The sequence below is a fragment of the Streptomyces sp. NPDC018833 genome, from assembly GCF_044390825.1.
Taxonomy (GTDB): domain Bacteria; phylum Actinomycetota; class Actinomycetes; order Streptomycetales; family Streptomycetaceae; genus Streptomyces.
Genome location: NZ_JBIRZM010000004.1, coordinates 48,185 through 66,343, shown reverse-complemented (window position 1 = coordinate 66,343; position 18,159 = coordinate 48,185). Strand labels below are relative to the sequence as shown.

15 protein-coding genes are annotated in these 18,159 nt (G+C 72.8%); 12 read left to right on the top strand and 3 right to left on the bottom strand.

The annotated features are described in order from the left end of the window. Nucleotides 1-237 precede the first annotated feature (237 nt). The 3 genes from ACH5AF_RS10055 to ACH5AF_RS10045 all read left to right on the top strand — a co-directional run bounded on the left by ACH5AF_RS10055 (nt 238) and on the right by ACH5AF_RS10045 (nt 3,514). Nucleotides 238-1,098, top strand: a complete 861-nt coding sequence (locus ACH5AF_RS10055; RefSeq protein WP_398901084.1) for a GNAT family N-acetyltransferase — start codon at nt 238-240, stop codon at nt 1,096-1,098. 63 nt (nt 1,099-1,161) lie between these two features. Continuing rightward, on the top strand, nt 1,162-1,707 hold the full coding sequence (locus ACH5AF_RS10050) for a GNAT family N-acetyltransferase (protein ID WP_398901083.1): 546 nt from the start codon (nt 1,162-1,164) through the stop codon (nt 1,705-1,707). A 112-nt stretch (nt 1,708-1,819) separates the two neighbouring features. After that, entirely contained in the window at nt 1,820-3,514 is a 1,695-nt protein-coding gene (locus ACH5AF_RS10045) for a proline--tRNA ligase (RefSeq protein WP_398901082.1), read from the top strand. Nucleotides 3,515-4,133: 619 nt separating this feature from the next. On the opposite strand, the gene ACH5AF_RS10040 is transcribed toward ACH5AF_RS10045, so the two are convergent. The 3 genes from ACH5AF_RS10040 to ACH5AF_RS10030 are packed head-to-tail and all read right to left on the bottom strand — an operon-like array spanning nt 4,134 to nt 5,999. After that, the gene (locus ACH5AF_RS10040) at nt 4,134-5,003 is read right to left on the bottom strand and encodes an aminoglycoside phosphotransferase family protein (RefSeq protein ID WP_398901081.1); all 870 of its coding nucleotides are present in this window, start codon (nt 5,001-5,003) and stop codon (nt 4,134-4,136) included. A 43-nt stretch (nt 5,004-5,046) separates the two neighbouring features. Next, entirely contained in the window at nt 5,047-5,478 is a 432-nt protein-coding gene (locus ACH5AF_RS10035; RefSeq protein WP_398901080.1) for a DUF4439 domain-containing protein, read from the bottom strand. Further along, entirely contained in the window at nt 5,475-5,999 is a 525-nt protein-coding gene (locus tag ACH5AF_RS10030; RefSeq protein WP_398901079.1) for a hypothetical protein, read from the bottom strand. The genes ACH5AF_RS10035 and ACH5AF_RS10030 overlap by 4 nt, the downstream gene beginning before the upstream one ends. Before the next feature lie 153 nt (nt 6,000-6,152). On the opposite strand from ACH5AF_RS10030, the gene rimP reads away from it, so the two are divergent. From rimP to ACH5AF_RS09985, 9 genes are all read left to right on the top strand, one after another. Next, nucleotides 6,153-6,668 carry a ribosome maturation factor RimP gene (gene rimP, locus ACH5AF_RS10025; RefSeq protein WP_398901078.1) on the top strand — a complete coding sequence of 172 codons (516 nt, stop codon included), beginning with the start codon at nt 6,153-6,155 and terminating at the stop codon, nt 6,666-6,668. 2 nt (nt 6,669-6,670) lie between these two features. After that, entirely contained in the window at nt 6,671-7,666 is a 996-nt protein-coding gene (nusA, locus tag ACH5AF_RS10020; protein WP_215186919.1) for a transcription termination factor NusA, read from the top strand. A 116-nt stretch (nt 7,667-7,782) separates the two neighbouring features. Beyond that, nucleotides 7,783-8,061, top strand: coding sequence for a YlxR family protein (locus ACH5AF_RS10015; protein WP_398901077.1), 279 nt, complete (start codon nt 7,783-7,785; stop codon nt 8,059-8,061). A 152-nt stretch (nt 8,062-8,213) separates the two neighbouring features. Then, entirely contained in the window at nt 8,214-11,282 is a 3,069-nt protein-coding gene (gene infB, locus ACH5AF_RS10010) for a translation initiation factor IF-2 (RefSeq protein ID WP_398901076.1), read from the top strand. A gap of 139 nt (nt 11,283-11,421) precedes the next feature. Then, complete coding sequence (locus ACH5AF_RS10005) at nt 11,422-11,715, top strand: DUF503 domain-containing protein (RefSeq protein ID WP_398901074.1); 294 nt, start codon at nt 11,422-11,424, stop codon at nt 11,713-11,715. A 27-nt stretch (nt 11,716-11,742) separates the two neighbouring features. Beyond that, entirely contained in the window at nt 11,743-12,180 is a 438-nt protein-coding gene (gene rbfA / locus ACH5AF_RS10000) for a 30S ribosome-binding factor RbfA (protein WP_398901073.1), read from the top strand. Next, nucleotides 12,177-13,076 carry a tRNA pseudouridine(55) synthase TruB gene (gene truB, locus ACH5AF_RS09995; RefSeq protein WP_398901072.1) on the top strand — a complete coding sequence of 300 codons (900 nt, stop codon included), beginning with the start codon at nt 12,177-12,179 and terminating at the stop codon, nt 13,074-13,076. The genes rbfA and truB overlap by 4 nt, the downstream gene beginning before the upstream one ends. Nucleotides 13,077-13,276: 200 nt before the next feature. Next, a complete protein-coding gene (locus tag ACH5AF_RS09990; protein WP_398901071.1) occupies nt 13,277-16,669 on the top strand; it encodes a trypsin-like peptidase domain-containing protein in 3,393 nt (1,130 codons plus the stop codon). Between the two features lie 42 nt (nt 16,670-16,711). After that, nucleotides 16,712-17,662: a bifunctional riboflavin kinase/FAD synthetase gene (locus ACH5AF_RS09985; RefSeq protein ID WP_398901070.1), complete on the top strand. Its 951-nt coding sequence runs from the start codon at nt 16,712-16,714 to the stop codon at nt 17,660-17,662. Nucleotides 17,663-18,159: the final 497 nt, after the last annotated feature.

Below are 18,159 nucleotides of genomic sequence, written 5' to 3'. Positions count from 1 at the left end.
GCGGAAGGCGCGGCCGCCGCTCGCTTTCTCCCGCCGAAGCGCCGCCGCTCGCTTTCTTCCGCCGAAGCGCCGCCGTTCGCTTTCTTCCGCCGAAGCGCCGCCGTTCGCCTCGCCCCGCCGAAGCGCCGCCGCTCGCCTTCTCCCGCGGAAGCGCCGCGGCCGCCGGATCCGGCCCCTTTTCCCGGAATCGGACACAACGTCGAGGCGGCAGGTACAGTGCCAGGATCAGCAAACCGCATGGTGAGGCCCCTCGTGTTGACGCAGACCACCACCCGGGTCCTCGACCCCGGCGAACTCGGCGCAGCGCTCGCCATCCTCGAGAGCGATCCCGTGGCGAATGCTTTCGTCACCGCCCGGGTCCAGGCAGCGGGTCTCGATCCCTGGCGCCTCGGCGGCGAGATGTGGGGCTGGTACGCGGACGGCCGACTGCGCTCCCTCTGCTACTCCGGCGCCAACCTCGTCCCCGTCTGTGCCACGCCCGAAGCCGTGCGTGCCTTCGCCGACCGGGCCCGCAGGACCGGCCGCCGCTGCTCGTCGATCGTCGGCCCCGCCGAACCCACCACCGCGCTGTGGCGGCTGCTCGAACCGACCTGGGGACCGGCCAGGGACATACGCCCGCACCAGCCGCTCATGGTCACGGAGAAGCTTCCCGACGACATCGAGCCCGACCCGTACGTCCGCCGCATCCGCAAGGACGAGATGGACGTGATCATGCCGGCCTGCGTGGCGATGTTCACCGAGGAGGTCGGTGTCTCGCCCCTCGCCGGTGACGGTGGCCTGCTCTATCAGGCTCGCGTCGCCGAACTCGTCGGCACGGGACGGTCGTTCGCGCGCATCGAGGACGGCAAGGTCGTCTTCAAGGCCGAGATCGGCGCAGCGACCGCCAAGGCATGCCAGATCCAGGGCGTCTGGGTCGCACCGGAGTACCGCGGCCGCGGACTGTCCGAGACGGGCATGGCAGCCGTCCTGCGCTTCGCGCTCGCCGACGTCTCGCCCGTCGTGAGCCTGTACGTCAACGACTACAACACCGCCGCGAGGGCCGCCTACCGCCGGGTCGGATTCCGCGAGGTCGGAGCCTTCATGAGCGTGCTGTTCTGACGCCTGCCGCGGCCTGTGACCACACGGCGCCGGCCGCCTGCCGCGGCAAGTAGGGTTCCCGTCATGGCAGCACACCCCGGCGTCGTGGTAGGACCGCTCGACCTCGCGGCGCGCGTCGACGAGGCCCTCGTGGTACAGGCCCTCGCCTTCGGACTCAGCGACGAAGAGATCGACATCCGCCGCTACATCGTGCTGCGGCATCTGAAGAACGCCGGCGCGCGGGCGCTCGGCGCGACCACCGAGGACGACCGTCTCGTCGGCTTCGTCTACGGCATGCCCAACGACCGCACCCACTGGTGGTCCACCGTCGTGGAGCCCTATCTGCGCGGCAACGGCAGCGACACCTGGCTCGACGACTCGTTCGTGATCACGGAGCTGCACGTCCACCCCGCGTTCCAGGGCCGTGGCGTCGGCCGTGAGCTGATCACCACGATCACCGACACCGCCGGCCAGCCGCGCTCCATCCTGTCCGCCATCGACACCGAGAGCCCCGCACGCGCCCTCTACCGCAGGCTCGGCTACCACGACCTGGCGCGGCGGGTCATGTTCCCGAGCGCGCCGAGTCCCTACGCGGTGATGGGCGCGTGGCTGCCGCTCGCGCGGCTGTGAGCCGGCCCGGCCGCCCCGCCATGCGGCGAGTGCCGCACGGCAACTGATTTCCGCCTCCCGCCGCCGCCCGGCTAACCTCCTGCACATCACACGTTCCGAGCAGGAGTTCACCATGGCCCAGGTCCAGCGCATGTCCCGTCTGATGGTCAAGACACTGCGCGACGACCCGGCGGACGCCGAGACGCTCAGCCACAAGCTCCTCGTCCGTGCCGGTTACGTCCGCCGCAACGCCGCGGGGATCTGGTCCTGGCTGCCGCTGGGCAAACGCGTCCTGGAGAACGTCGCCCGCGTCGTACGCGAGGAGATGGACGCGATCGGCGCGCAGGAGGTCCTGCTGCCGGCCGTTCTCCCCAAGGAGCCGTACGAGGCGACGGGCCGCTGGGAGGAGTACGGCGCCGAGCTGTTCCGCCTCAAGGACCGCAAGGGGGCCGACTATCTCCTCGGTCCCACGCACGAGGAGATCTTCACCCAGCTGGTCAAGGACCAGTGCACGTCCTACAAGGACCTGCCGGTGATCCTCTACCAGATCCAGACGAAGTACCGCGACGAGGCGCGTCCGCGTTCGGGCATCCTGCGCGGCCGCGAGTTCCAGATGAAGGACTCGTACTCCTTCGACACCTCCGACGAGGGCCTCGCCGAGTCCTACGCCCTGCACCGCGAGGCGTACGTGAAGATCTTCGAGCGGCTCGGCCTGCAGCACAAGATCGTCTCCGCGGTCTCGGGCGCGATGGGCGGCTCGGCGTCCGAGGAGTTCCTCGCGCCCGCAGCGGCCGGTGAGGACACCTTCGTCTACTGCCCGTCCTGCGACTACGCCGCCAACACCGAGGCCGTCACCTTCGCGCTCGCGCCCGTCGAGAGCGCCGACCACGGCCCGGTCGAGGAACTGGACACCCCTGACACCCCGACGATCGAGACGCTCGCCGAGCACCTCGGCGTCCCGGCGTCGGCGACCCTCAAGAACCTCCTCGTCAAGGTCGACGGGGAGATCGTCGCGGTCGGCGTCCCCGGCGACCGCGAGGTCGATCTCGGCAAGCTCGGCGACCACCTCGCGCCCGCGAGCGTCGAACTGGTCACCGCCGAGGACTTCGTGGACCGCCCCGACCTGGTCCGCGGCTACGTCGGCCCGCAGGGCCTCGACAAGGTCCGCTACATCGCCGACCCGCGCGTCGCGCCCGGAACGGCCTGGGTGACCGGAGCCAACAAGCCCGACACCCACGCGAAGAACGTCGTCGCCGGCCGCGACTTCGAGGTCGACGAGTACCTGGACGTCGTCGTGGTCGAGGAGGGCGACCCCTGCCCGAAGTGCGCCACCGGCCTGAAGCTGGACCGCGCGATCGAGATCGGCCACATCTTCCAGCTGGGCCGCAAGTACGCCGACGCCTTCCAGCTCGACGTCCTCGGCCAGAACGGCAAGCCGGTCCGCGTGACCATGGGCTCCTACGGCATCGGCGTCTCGCGCGCGGTGGCGGCCCTCGCCGAGCAGACCGCGGACGACAAGGGCCTGTGCTGGCCGCGCGAGATCGCCCCGGCGGACGTCCACGTCGTCGCCGCCGGCAAGGCGCTCCAGACCGAGCTGGCGCTCGACGTGGCGGAGCAGCTCGGCGCCGCGGGCCTGCGCGTCCTGGTGGACGACCGGGCGGGCGTCTCGCCGGGCGTGAAGTTCACCGACGCGGAGCTGATCGGCGTCCCCACGATCCTGGTGGCGGGCCGCCGCTCGGGCGAGGGCGTGGTCGAACTGAAGGACCGCCGGACGGGGGAGCGCGAGGAGCTCCCGGTGGCGGAGGCGGTGGCGCGCCTTCGGGGCTGACGTCCGTTAGCCGTGGGCCCCTCCCCGCACGCCGTGCGGGGTGTGGAGCCCCACCCCCTCATTGCCCTGCGGCATGGGGCCCACGCCTCTGCGGGGGTGACGCCCGTACCGGGGGCTTCTGCCTACGCCCTATGGCGCTGAGGCCTGTACCCGGGGTTTCTGCCTCTACGCCCTGTGGCGCTGACGCCCGTACCGAGGGCCCTCCCCGCACGCTGCGGTGTGGGGGACCCCTCTACGGGGCTGACGCCCGCTTGGGTTCGGGACCTCCGGCGATGGCAGGGGAGTACCAGGGCGCTGGATTTCGCTGGGCGAAACATCCCAGTCCGGTGGCCTGGGCGAAGACGAGTGGGTTCGAGGGCATTCCCCTACGGCCGGCGGTGGGTTCGCGTCCCTCGGCGAAGCCAGGGAGTACCGCCCCCAGCGGGGCTGGATTTCGCTGCGGGACACCAGCCCGGTCCGGGATCCCCCCCGGGCGAAGCCAGGGGAGTGCCGCCACTCAGGCGGTACCAGGTCCGACACGGAGCCCCCGAAGGCCGCGCCCGCAAGGGCGCAGAGCCGTGGGGTCCGGGGCGAAGTCCCGGTTCGGGAAGGGGCGGTGCAGGGGGCACAGCCGCGCCCGTTACAACCAGCTCGCGAACTCCAGCGCCAGCTCACCCTCCGCGCGCCGGCCCCCCGCCAACGACCGCGTGCCCGATTCGACCGCGCGGAACAGCGTCCAGCCGCGCAGGCGGTCGCGGTCCACCTCCAGGGAGTCCGCCAGGCGGTTGACCCGGCGGCGGGCCGACGACGCGCCGCCGGACGCGGCCACCAGGTCCTCGACCCGGTCACGGACCAGGCGCGCCAGGTCGTAGGCGCGTTCGCCCACCACCGGCTCCGGGCCCACCGCGAGCCACGGTGCGCGCTCGCCCGCCAGGACCTTGCCCTGGCGGAAGTTGCCGTGCAGCAGCAGCAGTTCGGGCGAGAGCGCCAGAAGCTCCTCGCGCACGGCGAGCGCCGCCGCGACGAGCGGTTCGTCGAAGGCCCGCATCGCCTCCGCCTGCCGCGCCGTACGCTCGGCCACCGTCTCGAATCCGTGGCCCGCGGGCGGCTCCACCCACAGTCGGCGAACCGTTCCAGCAGCCTCCAGCAGCGCCTTCGCCTCCGGCAGCGACCGCAGCGAGACATCGGGCTGCAGCCGCTCCAGGAGCAGGCCGTTCCCGGCCTCGTCCCCCTCCAGCAGGCGTACCGCTCCCCACCCGTTCCAGTGCGCGAGCGCCGCCCGCTCCAGGGCGGGTGCGGCGGCGGGCGGGGCGAGCTTCAGCGCGGCGGGCGCACCGTCGGGACGGCGTACGAGAAGGACGAGAGCGCTCCGGCCGCCCGGCACCACCACCCGTTCGACGTCCAGCCTTCGCCGGTCCACCGCCTCCTGAACGGTCTTGGGCAGGTGCCCGAGCCACTCGTCGTTCTCACCGAGTGCCCGGACCAGCCGCTGCGGCGGTTCGAAAGCCATACGTGGTGCGTTCCCTTTCCGGTTCAGCCGATTGCAGACCAGGTCAGCCGCTTCGGCCGGCGGCCCGCTCGGCGAGCCCAGGAAAGGCTACGCCGCTGCCACGCCAGCGCACGGCACGGACCGCGGCCTCGCGCAGCGCCGCCGCGGCCTCCTGCCGCAGCGGTCCTTCCACCGCCCGTACGAGGTCGGAGCACACACCCGCGACCCGCTCCTCCAGCTCCACTGCGAGCCGGACCGCCGCGGCGGAGTCCGGCACGTCGAACGGCAGCGCGTAGGCGGCCTCGGCGACGACGGGCTCGGCGCCGAGGTCGCGCGCCGTGCGGGTGAGCGCGTCCCGGCGGGCGCGGTGCGCCGCATGGGCGGCGGCGGCCTCGCGGGCGCGGTCGTCGTCGATCCGGCCGCCGACCACCCCGTACCCGTAGACCGCCGCGTGCTCCGCCGCGAGCGCGGCCTGTACGGCGTCCACCGCGCTCATCGCGCGTCCCCCTTCGTCAGCAAGTACGCATGTACGGCACCGGCGGCGGCCACCGACGCCAGCAGCCGGGCCAGCTCCGGTTCTGCTTTCAGGAGCGACGCGGTGTGTTCGTCCGCGGTGCGCCGCTCGGCCGCGGCGAGCGCCTTGAGCGCGGCGGCGGGGTCGTCCGGGGCCGGGCCGTCGGCCACCACGGGCGCGGTACCCGAGGGCGACGGGGAGGCCGGCACCGCCTTGGTGCCTGCGAGGGCCGGGACATGTGCGGCCACCTCCTTGCGCAGCGGCGACAGCCGTTCGGCGAGCGCGGGATGGCGGGCGATCACGGCGTCGTATTCATCGAGCAGCGCCTGGCTCCGCGCCGCGTGACGCCGGCGCAGCGCCTTCTCCGCCCGTGCCGGATCAGCGGCCGGCCCGGCGGCGGGCCGCTGTCCTGAAGCGCCTCCCGTACAGCCGGTCATCGCCGCGGCGGCCGCCGCACCCGTCGCCAGCAGCGCACCTCGTCGCGTCGTCCCGGTGCGCCCCACGCGCGTCTCCTCGGCCCTCTGGTGATCATCGCCGCAGGCGAGCGTACCCGCGGGTCCGGCGCCGGTGGACGGCAACACCCTCTGGGACCGGATACCCTTTCCTTCGACACGCGACGATCCCACAACAGCACACGCGGCCGAGGAGTCACCCGGATGAGCACCACCCAGAGCGAGAGGCTGCGCGGGCTGCTGGAACCGCTCGTCAGCGCCGTCGGACTGGATCTGGAAGCGATCGAGCTCTCCCGGGCGGGCCGCCGCCGCACGCTGCGGATCATCGTCGACTCCGACGACGGCGTGGAACTGGACGCGTGTGCCGAGCTGAGCCGCTCCCTCTCCGCGAAGCTGGACGAGACGGACGCGATGGGCGAGGGCGAGTACGTCCTCGAAGTCAGCTCCCCCGGCGCCGACCGGCCACTGACAGAGCACCGCCACTACGTGCGCGCCACCGGGCGTCTGGTGAGACTGCAGCTGCACGAGAGCGGGGAGCTGGTCGCCCGCATCCTCAGCGTGGACGACGAAGGGCTCGACCTTGAGATCCCGGGCGTGAAGGGGCGCAAGCCCACCGCCCGCCGGGTCGCGTTCGACGAGATCGCCAAGGCGCGCGTCGAGATCGAGTTCAGCCGCAAGGACAAGCACGGCGAGAAGGACGAGAAGGAAGAGGAGGCGTAGCCATGGATATCGATGTGAAGCTCCTGAGGGGCTTGGCACAGGAGAAGGAGATCGCCTTCGACCTGTTGGTCGAGGCCATCGAGTCCGCCCTCCTCATCGCGTACCACCGCACCGAGGGCAGCCGTCGGCACGCCCGTGTGGTGCTCGACCGGAACACCGGCCATGTGACGGTCTGGGCGAAGGAGGACCCGTCCGATCTGGAGGAGGGCCAGGAGCCCAAGGAGTTCGACGACACCCCGTCGGACTTCGGCCGGATCGCCGCGAGCACCGCCCGCCAGGTCATCCAGCAGCGCCTGCGGGACGCGGAGAACGACGTCACCTTCGGCGAGTACGCCCGGCGGGAGGGCGATGTCGTCGCCGGCCAGGTGCAGCAGGGCAAGGACCCGAAGAACGTCCTCGTCAAGCTGGACGACAAGCTCGAGGCGATCCTGCCCGTGCAGGAGCAGGTCCCGGGCGAGGAGTACACCCACGGCCTGCGTCTGCGCACCTATGTGGTCCGGGTGGCCAAGGGCGTGCGCGGCCCCTCCGTGACCCTGTCCCGCACCCATCCGAACCTGGTGAAGAAGCTGTTCGCCCTGGAGGTTCCGGAGATCGCGGACGGCAGCGTCGAGATCGCGGCGATCGCCCGCGAGGCCGGTCACCGCACCAAGATCGCGGTCCGCTCCACCCGCTCCGGCCTGAACGCCAAGGGCGCCTGCATCGGCCCGATGGGCGGCCGGGTGCGCAATGTCATGGCGGAGCTGCACGGCGAGAAGATCGACATCGTGGACTGGTCGGACGACCCCGCCGAGATGGTGGCGAACGCCCTGTCGCCCGCCCGGGTGAGCAAGGTGGAGATCGTCGACCTGGGCGCCCGCTCCGCTCGCGTGACCGTGCCGGACTACCAGCTGTCGCTGGCGATCGGCAAGGAGGGGCAGAACGCCCGCCTCGCCGCCCGCCTCACGGGCTGGCGCATCGACATCCGCCCCGACACGGAGCAGACCTCCGACCAGGGCTGAGGAATGAGACCGTGGGCGGCCCTGTGGTGATCGCATGGGTCGGCACGGATCAGGACAACAACCGTTCGATTTTTGCCCCAAAGGGGTGAGGTCGGTGCGGGGAGGTAGACTTAAGCGTGTCTGGTCGGACGCATGCCCGCGTGTGCCCTGAGCGAACCTGTGTGGGATGCCGGGAGCGAGCGGCCAAGAGCGATCTGCTGCGCATCGTGGTGATCGGGGGCGAGTGCGTCCCCGACGATCGCGGTACGCTGCCCGGCCGGGGTGCGTACGTGCACCCCGCCTTGGTCTGTCTCGACCTGGCGGTTCGCCGCAGGGCGTTTCCGAGGGCCTTCCGGGCCAAGGGACCGCTCGAGACCGCCGACGTCAGGCGGTATGTCGAGCAGGCAGCACCGTAAGAACAAAGAAGTACGGCACGGAACCCCGTGCGGTCAGGTACCTCGCGAGTTGGAAGTAGGTCGAGATTGCGATGAGCACTCGATGAGTACGCGATGAGTACGCCCATGAAGTAGCGACGGTCCGGCGGTAACCCGGACCTAAAAGGAGCGAAGTGGCTAAGGTCCGGGTATACGAACTCGCCAAGGAGTTCGGCGTGGAGAGCAAGGTCGTCATGGCCAAGCTCCAAGAACTCGGTGAATTCGTCCGTTCGGCGTCCTCGACGATCGAGGCGCCGGTTGTACGCAAGTTGACTGACGCGCTGCAGGGTCCCGGCGGTAACGCCGGCAAGACCGCAGCCAAGCCCGGCGCGCCCCGCAAGGCGACGCCGTCCAAGCCTGCCGCGCCCTCATCGGCGCAGGCGGCACGTCCCGCTGCCCCCAAGCCCGGCGCCCCCGCGCCGAAGCCTCCGGTGGCAGAGAAGCCCGTGACGCCGGCCCCCGGCCCGCGTCCGACGCCGGGTCCCAAGCCCGCACCGGCCAAGCCCGCTCCGGCGGCTCCGGTGCCCGCAGCCGAGTTCTCGGCTCCGGCCCCGGCACAGCCGTCCACCCCGCAGGCGCAGCGTCCCGCGGGTGCCACCCCCGGTCCGCGCCCGGCCCGTCCGGCTCCGGCCGGCGGTCAGCGTGACGGTGGTCGTGGCGGCGAGCGTCCGGCGCGTCCCGCCGGCGGTCAGGGTGCTCCGCGCCCGGGTGGCCGTCCGGCCGGTCCCCGTCCGGGCAACAACCCCTTCACCTCTGGTGGCTCCACCGGTATGGCGCGCCCGCAGGCGCCCCGTCCGGGTGGTGCTCGTCCCGGCCCCGGCGGTCCCGGCGGCGCCGTTCCCGGTGCCCCGCGTCCGCAGGGCGGCCCCGGCGGCGCTCCGCGTCCGCAGGGCCAGGGCGGTGCCCGTCCGACCCCGGGCGGCATGCCCCGTCCGCAGGCACCGCGTCCCGGCGGCGGCCCGGCCGGTAACCGGCCGAACCCCGGCATGATGCCGCAGCGCCCTGCTGCCGGTCCCCGTCCTGGTGGCGGTCCCGGTGGCGGCGGTCGTGGTCCCGCGGGTGCCGGTCGTCCCGGTGGCGGTGCCGGTCGTCCCGGTGGCGGTGGCGGCGGCTTCGCCGGTCGTCCCGGCGGCGGTGGCGGCGGCGGTCGTCCCGGTGGCGGTGGCGGCGGCTTCGCCGGTCGTCCCGGCGGCGGTGGCCCCGGTGGCGGCGGCGGCTTCGGCGGCGGTCGTCCCGGCTTCGGTGGTCGTCCCGGCGGCCCCGGTGGCCGTGGTGGCACGCAGGGCGCCTTCGGCCGTCCCGGCGGTCCGGCGCGTCGCGGTCGCAAGTCGAAGCGGCAGAGGCGCCAGGAGTACGAGGCCATGCAGGCCCCGTCGGTCGGCGGCGTGATGCTGCCTCGCGGCAACGGCGAAGCCATTCGCCTGTCGCGCGGTGCGTCGCTCACCGACTTCGCGGAGAAGATCAACGCCAACCCGGCGTCGCTCGTCGCGGTCATGATGAACCTCGGCGAGATGGTCACGGCCACGCAGTCCGTCTCCGACGAGACGCTGCAGCTGCTCGGCGACGAGATGAACTACACCGTCCAGATCGTCAGCCCGGAGGAGGAGGACCGCGAGCTTCTCGAGTCCTTCGACATCGAGTTCGGCGAGGACGAGGGCGGCGACGAGGCCCTGGTCTCGCGCCCGCCGGTGGTGACCGTCATGGGTCACGTCGACCACGGTAAGACCCGACTGCTCGACGCGATCCGCAAGACGAACGTCGTCGCGGGCGAGGCCGGTGGCATCACCCAGCACATCGGTGCCTACCAGGTCGCGACCGAGGTCAACGGCGAAGGGCGGGCCATCACGTTCATCGACACCCCGGGTCACGAGGCGTTCACCGCCATGCGTGCCCGTGGTGCGAAGTCCACCGACATCGCGATCCTCGTGGTCGCGGCGAACGACGGTGTGATGCCCCAGACGATCGAGGCGCTGAACCACGCCAAGGCGGCCGACGTGCCGATCGTGGTCGCGGTCAACAAGATCGACGTCGAGGGCGCCGACCCGACCAAGGTGCGCGGCCAGCTCACCGAGTTCGGTCTGGTGGCCGAGGAGTACGGCGGCGACACCATGTTCGTCGACATCTCCGCCAAGCAGGGTCTCAACATCGACTCCCTGCTGGAGGCCGTGGTCCTCACCGCGGACGCCTCGCTCGACCTGCGGGCCAACCCGGAGCAGGACGCGCAGGGCATCGCGATCGAGGCCCACCTGGACAAGGGCCGCGGCGCCGTCGCGACCGTCCTGGTCCAGCGAGGCACGCTGCGCGTCGGTGACACGATGGTCGCCGGTGACGCGTACGGCCGTGTCCGCGCGATGCTCGACGACAAGGGCGAGAACGTGGAGGAAGCGGGTCCCTCGACCCCCGTCCTCGTGCTCGGTCTCACCAATGTGCCGGGCGCCGGCGACAACTTCCTCGTCGTCGACGAGGACCGCACGGCTCGCCAGATCGCCGAGAAGCGTGCCGCTCGTGAGCGCAACGCCGCGTTCGCCAAGCGCACCCGCCGGGTGTCCCTCGAGGACCTCGACAAGGTGCTCAAGGCGGGCGAGGTCCAGCAGCTCAACCTCATCATCAAGGGCGACGCGTCCGGTTCGGTGGAGGCTCTCGAGTCCTCGCTGCTCCAGCTCGACGTCGGTGAAGAGGTCGACATCCGCGTGCTGCACCGCGGTGTGGGTGCGGTCACCGAGTCGGACATCGACCTGGCGATGGGCTCCGACGCCATCGTCATCGGCTTCAACGTCCGTGCGGCCGGCCGTGCCTCGCAGATGGCGGAGCGCGAGGGCGTCGACGTCCGGTACTACTCGGTGATCTACCAGGCCATCGAGGAGATCGAGGCGGCCCTCAAGGGCATGCTCAAGCCGGAGTACGAAGAGGTCGAGCTCGGTACGGCGGAGATCCGCGAGGTCTTCCGCTCGTCCAAGCTGGGCAACATCGCGGGTGTTCTCATCCGCTCCGGCGAGGTCAAGCGCAACACCAAGGCCCGACTCATCCGCGACGGCAAGGTCATCGCGGAGAGCCTCAACATCGAGGGCCTGCGTCGCTTCAAGGACGACGTCACCGAGATCCGCGAAGGCTTCGAGGGCGGTATCAACCTCGGAAACTTCAACGACATCAAGATCGACGACGTCATCGCGACGTACGAGATGCGCGAGAAGCCGCGAGGCTGACGCACGGCACGGTCCGGGGCCGGTCGGCGGATGTATATCCGTCGATCGGCCCCGGCCGTTGCGTGTACGGTTTGGATGTCCCTGCCAAGCAGCCGCGGCGGGGCCCCAGACCCCGAACCGGCGGGACATCCGGACATACATGTATGTGGGGACACTGTCCTTCGACCTGCTTCTCGGCGACGTACGGTCGCTGAAGGAGAAGCGTTCCGTGGTCCGCCCCATCGTCGCCGAGCTCCAGCGGAAGTACGCGGTGAGCGTGGCGGAGGTGGGCGGCCAGGACCTCCATCGCCGGGCCGAGATCGGCCTGGCCGTGGTGTCCGGTGACACCGGGCACCTCACGGACATACTCGACCGGTGCGAGCGCCTCGTCGCCGCCCGGCCCGAGGTGGAGCTGCTGTCGGTCAGGCGCAGACTCCACAGCGACGAAGACTGAACGCAAGGCAAAGAAGGAGACGGACCAGTGGCCGACAACGCGCGGGCGAAGAAGCTGGCGGACCTCATCCGGGAGGTGGTCGCCGAGAAGCTGCAGCGCGGCATCAAGGACCCTCGCCTGGGTTCGCATGTGACCATCACGGACACCCGCGTCACCGGTGACCTTCGGGAGGCCACGGTCTTCTACACGGTCTACGGCGACGACGAGGACCGGGCCAGTGCCGCAGCGGGCCTGCAGAGCGCCAAGGGCATCCTGCGCTCCGCGGTCGGCGCGGCGGCGGGCACCAAGTTCACGCCGACCCTGACGTTCGTGGCCGACGCCCTTCCGGAGAACGCCAAGACGATCGAGAACCTCCTCGACAAGGCGCGGGCCTCGGACGCCAAGGTGCGCGAGGCGTCGTCCGGCGCCGCGTACGCCGGCGAGGCCGACCCGTACCGCAAGCCCGAGGACGAAGCCTCGGAATGACACAGCGCATCACACCGCCCGACGGACTTGTCATCGTCGACAAGCCGTCGGGCTTCACTTCGCACGACGTCGTCGCCAAGATGCGCGGGATCGCAAGGACCCGGCGCGTCGGACACGCGGGGACGCTCGACCCCATGGCCACCGGCGTACTCGTCCTCGGCGTCGAAAAGGCCACGAAGCTCCTCGGTCACCTCGCGCTGACCGAGAAGGAGTACCTCGGCACCATCCGGCTGGGGCAGAACACCGTCACCGACGACGCGGAGGGCGAGATCACGTCCTCGGCGGATGCCTCCGGAGTCACCCGGGAGGCGATCGACGCGGGTGTCGCCGAGCTGACCGGCGACATCATGCAGGTGCCGTCGAAGGTCAGCGCCATCAAGATCGACGGCAAGCGGTCGTACGCGCGCGTGCGCGGCGGCGAGGAGTTCGACATCCCGGCCCGGCCGGTGACCGTCTCCTCGTTCCAGGTGTACGACGTGCGGGAGGCGACCACCGAGGACGGCCTGGCCGTCGTCGACCTCGTCGTGTCCGTGGTCTGCTCGTCCGGCACGTACATCCGGGCGCTCGCCCGTGACCTCGGTGCGGCTCTGGGCGTCGGCGGCCACCTCACGGCGCTGCGCCGGACCCGGGTCGGTCCCTACGGGATCGATGCGGCGAAGACGCTCGATCAGCTCCAGGAGGAGCTGACCGTGATGCCGATCGCCGAGGCCGCCGCGGCCGCCTTCGCCCGCTGGGACGTGGACGAGCGGCGGGCGAAGCTGCTCACGAACGGGGTGCGGCTGGACATGCCGGCCCACGACACGTCGCCGGTCGCCGTCTTCGGCCCCGGCGGACGCTTCCTGGCGCTGGTAGAGGAGCAGAAGGGCAAGGCCAAGAGCCTCGCCGTCTTCGCCTGACCGCGCGGGACGCTTCGTGGCACGGGCGATGACGCTGCCCGTGCCACGATCCCCCTCGCTTCCCCCACCCAGAGGTCTGTCCACAGCACCACCCGGATTCACCTCATCGTGCAGGCGCTCGGAGTACCTGGCGGCGCACTTGGGGGCGCGTTCGCAACGAGCCCTCACGCGCTGATCATCGGCGACCTACCGTCGGATGTATGGAACGCGGTAGTTCGGCAACATTGGTACGGATCTGCGATCTGGCCGGGCGGCCGCTGGGCACCGGCTTCGTCGCCGACGAATCGGGCACGGTCGTCACCGGTCGGGAGGCCGTCGACGGACCGGACGCCGTGCTCATCAGGGCACCGGGGGGCCGTGAATACACTGCCGGGCCCGAGGCCGTCACCCTGCTCCCCGGCCAAGGCCTCGCCCTGGTCCGCACCCACGGCCTCGCGGTACCCCCGTTGCCCATCGGCGCACGTGACCCGGTGGCGCCCGGCACATACGTACGGCTCGCCGCGGGCGGCTGGCGCGAGGCCCGCGTCCTCGGCGCCGCCCACGGCGCCGAGGACGCGGGAGCACTGGAGCTGGCCATGGGGACGGACGGCAGCGACGCGCTGCGGCGCGAGCGGTCGGCAGTCGGCGGACCCGTACTCGACGCGGCCACCGGCGCGGTCCTCGCCCTCCTCGCCCCGCCGCCCGGCAACCGCGCGGCGGCGATCGCCCGCCCCTTGCGCCCCGGCCCGGCCGGGGCACCGCTCGCCGCGCTGCTGCGGCACAACGCCGCCACCGTCCCCGCGTACGGCGAGGACCTCAACCTCGCCGCCGTCCTCAACCTCGCCGCCGTCTCCCTCGCGCCTACGCCGGGACCCGGCGCCCGGCCCGACCCGGTCGAACGGCCGGAGGTCGCAGCGGAGCTCACCGCTTTCACCCGGTCCGCGCCCGGCGTGCTGGGGCTCGTCGGCGCGCCCGGCACGGGCCGTACGACGGAACTCTCCGCGCTCGCCGGGCGGCGCTCACACGGTCCCGGACCGGCCCCCACGCTCTGGCTGCGCGGTGCCGACCTGCACCCCGGCGACACCTCGATCGCCGACGCGATGGCGCGGACGCTGCTGCGCGCGGCTCGCATCCTGGCCGCCGCCGCAGGGACGGACGACCTCGCGGGAATCACCCCGCGGCGGGCGGCGCAGCTCGCCGGCGAGGCGGGCCGGCCCCTTCTCGTCGTCCTCGACGGGCCCGAGGAGATGCCGCCCGCCCTGGCGCACCGGCTTGCGCAATGGGCCTCTGGCACCGCGGACTGGGTCGGCAGCCACGGCGTGCACCTGGTCGTCGGCTGCGGCCCCGAGCACTGGGAACAGGCCGCGCCGCTGTACCGCGCGCACGCGCCCGGCGCGCCTGCGACGCACACCACCGCCGTACGGATCGGCGACCTCGGCCCCGAACAGGCGCGGCTGATGCGGGAGCGGTACGGCCTGCCCGAGCAGGCACTCGCCGAGCGGGACGCACAGCATCCGCTGGCCCTGCGGCTGCTGGCCGAGGTGCGGCGGGCCCTGCCCGTAGGGGCAGTCGGGCGGCCGGGACGCGAGGAGATCTTCGACGCCTGGCTGGACCTGCTCTGCCTGCGCATCGCGGTCCGCGTCGCCGCCGCCGGCAGCCCGCCCCTGCGCGGTTCCGCGGTGCGGCGGCTCGCGACCAGGGTGGCCGGCCAGGTGCACGAGGCCGCACGGCGCTGCCTCGGCTCGGAAGCGGGCGCACTGGACCGCCGGTCCTTCGAGGCGCTCTTCCCCTGGGCGTCCGGCTGGGCGCCCGCCGTGCTCACCGAGGGACTGCTCGTCCCGGCCGGCGCGGGCTACCGCTTCGCCCACCAGGAGTTCGCGGACTGGATCCAGGGCGCCCACCTGGACCTCACCACCGCGCTGCGCCAGCTGGTGCACCGCCGTGACCGGGCTGCGGACGCCTCACCGCCCGTACCGCACCATTGCACCGGCCCGGTGGTGCAGGCCCTGCTGCTCCTCGCCCGGCAGCACGGCCCCGACCGGCTCGCCGCCGAACTGGCCGGCCTCGTCGCCACGTTGGACCGCATCGACGCCTCGGATGAGGGCCAGGAGGCCCGCTGGTGGGCCGTGCGGCTGCTCACCGAGGTGCTGGGCCGGGTGCCGGACGCCGAGCCCTATTCAGGAGTGCTGCGGCAGCTCGCCCGGCGCGTCGTCACCGTGCCCGCCGATCGGAAGCACTTCGGGCCCGCCTTCTGGGCACGGCTGCCGCTCGGCGAGGCGTCCCGCCTCGACCTCCTGCGCCGCCTCGTCCCCGCCGACCCGATGCCGGGCGCCGGCGGAGCGCCGCCGCGCTACCTCGACCTGGCCGCCCAGCGACTGGCCGCCGACCCCCGGACCGTACAGCCGCTGGTGTGCCGGTGGTTCACCGACGACACACCGCTCGCCGCCGGACCGGACGCCGCCGTGCGGCCCACCGTCTCGGCCGCCGCGCAGGCCCTGCTGTACGCCCGGCGCGGCCACGACGCCGACGGTCTCACCGAGGCCCTCGTCGCCACGCCGCACCCCCGGGCCTTCGAACTGCTCGCCGTCCTCGCCGACGAGCTTCCCGCCGCCTACTGCCGCGCGGTCCACCGCTGGGCCCGCGACCCGCGCCCCGACCGCAGAGCCGCGGCCGCCGCACACGCCCGGGCGGCCGACGCCGCGATCACCGCCGATGCCGACCGCGAACTGCTGCGCAGCGCCGCGGCCGCACTGCTCGCCCGCCCCGGGCCGCTGAGCGGTCCGGCACTGGCCCTGCTCGTCCGCGACCCCGTCAGCCGCGGCCACCACCTGGACCGGGCGCTCGCCCGCTTCGCCGACGGCGACCCGCAGCTGCCCCCGGCCGCCTTCACCGGTGCGCTCTCCACCCACCCCGGCCCCGTGCTCGCCGCCTTCCGGACCCGGCTGCTGACGCCGGGTGCCACCGATGCGGGCGACCTGCTGGACGTACTCGCCCAGGCCACCACCCCCACCACCGCCCGGCCCGTCGCCGCCCTCGTGTGCGAGTACGTCGACCACCGGCCCGGCGGCGCGGCACACGCCGCGGCCTACGTCGAGCACCGCCTGGAGCACCGGCCCATCGACCGCGACGTCCTCTTCCCCCTCGTCACCCGCCTGCTGCGCGGCCGGCCCGCCCGCGTACGCAGCGCGCTCGCACCCGTACTCGCCGCACCCGGCAGCCCCGCCTCCCGCCCGCTGCGCGCCGAGCTGCTCGACATGCTGCTGTGCTACGAGCAGTACGAGGCCCGCGACCTGGAGGTGCTCGACGCCGTGCTGCGGGCGCTGGCCCTCGGCTGCGGGTTCCGCGACGAGGCCACGGACAGGGCCCTGCTGCACCGCACCGGTCTCCTGCTCGTCCGCAGCCCCGGCGGCGCGGCCCGCCTGGACCGGCGCCTCGTGGAACTGGCCCGGGTCGCGCCCGGCTTCGCCGCCGCGATCGCCCGATGGCTCGCCGAGGATCCGGAGGAATGGGCCCTGGTGGCCGGACCGCACACCTGGCGGGCGCTGTGGAGGCCCGCCAGTCAGGTGCCGATGCGAAGCGGGCGCCACGGGCATGGCAGTCTTAGACCTGCGTAATCGTTAATGACGTACACGGGTTTCGGGCGAGGAGCGGTCACAGTGCAGCGCTGGCGTGGCTTGGAGGACATCCCCGAGGACTGGGGACGCAGCGTCGTCACCATCGGCTCCTACGACGGGGTGCACCGCGGACACCAGCTGATCATCGGTCGTGCCGTGGAGAAGGCGCGGGAGCTGGATGTGCCGTCCGTCGTCGTCACCTTCGACCCGCACCCCAGCGAGGTCGTGCGACCCGGCAGCCACCCGCCGCTGCTCGCGCCCCACCACCGCCGTGCGGAGCTGATGGCGGAGCTGGGCGTGGACGCGGTGCTCATCCTGCCGTTCACCGTCGAGTTCTCGAAGCTGTCGCCCGCCGACTTCATCGTGAAAGTGCTCGTCGACAAGCTGCACGCCTGTGCGGTCATCGAGGGCCCGAATTTCCGCTTCGGCCACAGGGCCGCGGGGAACGTCGCGTTCCTCACCGAGCTGGGCGCCACTTACGACTACGAGGTCGAGGTCGTCGACCTCTTCGTGTCCGGCGAGGCGGGCGGGGGCGAGCCGTTCTCCTCGACGCTGACCCGCCGCCTGGTCGCGGAGGGCGACGTGACGGGCGCTGCCGAGATCCTCGGCCGCCCGCACCGCGTCGAGGGCGTCGTGGTCCGCGGGGCCCAGCGCGGGCGCGAGCTCGGCTTCCCCACCGCGAACGTGGAGACGCTTCCGCACACCGCGATCCCCGCGGACGGCGTGTACGCGGGCTGGCTCACGGCGAACGGCGAACGCATGCCGGCGGCGATCTCCGTCGGTACGAACCCGCAGTTCGACGGGACGGAACGCACGGTCGAGGCGTACGCGATCGACCGGGTCGGCCTCGACCTCTACGGCCTGCATGTGACGGTGGACTTCCTGGCGTTCGTGCGCGGCCAGGAGAAGTTCGACTCGATCGACGCGCTGCTGGTCGCGATGGCGGACGACGTGAAGCGCTGCCGCGAACTGACGTCTGCGGCCCAGCCGTAGGGCTGCGCCGCGCCCCGGCCCGCCGACCCGATCGGTGTACGCCCGCCCTGCGCGGGTGCGGCCCGGTCCGCCCCCGTGCCCCTGCGGGGCCCGGCCCGGTGTGTTGTGTGCCGTTCTCCGGCGCTGCCTGGTCCGAGGGCGTGGCTCGGCGCCCCGTGCCCGTTGCCCGGGGTGTGCGCACTGCGCCGCGCGGCGAGCGCGGCGGGAATCCGGGCGGTTGCACGGGCTGGCTTCGCGCTGGTGCCCTGGTGCCCTGGTGCGTCGATGCCGGGGTATGACACTGCGCCGGGCGGCGGGGGCGGTTGGGGGTCACGGGGGCGGAGCCCCGGGGTCTGTGCTGCCTGGTCCGCGGGCGTGGCTTCGCCAGTGCCTCGGTGCCGATGCCGCCGGTGTGCGCGCCGCGCGGCGGGGGCGGTTGGGGGTCACGGGGGCGGAGCCCCGGGGTCTGTGCTGCCTGGTCCGCGGGCGTGGCTTCGCCAGTGCCTCGGTGCCGATGC